This window comes from Vibrio sp. 1069, from assembly GCF_033340555.1.
In genome coordinates, this window is record NZ_JAWOWP010000262.1 from 1 (window position 1) to 792 (window position 792).

A 792-nucleotide genomic window follows, 5' to 3' on the forward strand; every position below is an offset into this window, starting at 1 on the left:
TCTGGCATCAGATACAACGAGGCTTGATGGCGTGTCGCTAATTCAACTAATGCACTGACTTCTTCATCGGCCAAATTGCTTAAGTGTCGCAGCGTGATACAAGGCCCGTTGTCACCCAACACCAGTTCTACATGCCCCAATTGCTCTGGCTTTTTGAACGCTGTTAGCACCGAATAAATCTCAGGCAATAGCGCATTCAACTCAGGAGCCAATACCGGACAATCCGTCACTTGTGCAATTTGCTTGCTTTGCTTTTTGCGGAAGCCGAAGTGCAACTGACGCGTTTTCTTATCGACAAACAAACTCACGCGAGCACGACGTCGGTAACCTAAAGACTCGCCCAATACTGGCGCATCCAACTCAATGTCACTGCCAGCAAATTTTCGCATTAACTGACGCAGCGTCTGCTGTTTGTGCGTCAATTGTTGGTCATAATTAAGGTGCTGCAAATCACAGCCGCCACATTCATGATAATGCGGACAAAATGGCTCAACGCGCGCGTCGCTTGGCTTTAGGATTTTAATCAGCTTGCCGCGAGCAAATTTGCTCTTCTCTTCCACCAATTGCGTCACCACTTCTTCACCTGGTAATGCGCCGTCAATGAACAACGGTTTCTTTTTAAGGTAAGCAATACCTGCGCCGTGGTGATCCAAACGCTCTACTTGTACCGCTTGGTGACGAGTGTTTAATTGCGTTTTCTTTTTAGGTTGAAAGATACGTGCCATGCTCTGTGCCTGATTAGTGTCTAATTGCTCTGCTGCTTCACTATTCTTGATTGCAGCCGTTGTGTGA

General features: G+C 47.3%; 1 protein-coding gene. It reads right to left on the minus strand.

Features of this window, described 5'->3' with window-relative positions:
• On the minus strand, positions 1-725 hold a 725-nt coding region (gene rlmD, locus R7040_RS25860; RefSeq protein ID WP_318097488.1), incomplete at its 3' end, for a 23S rRNA (uracil(1939)-C(5))-methyltransferase RlmD.
• Positions 726-792 lie beyond the last annotated feature (67 nt).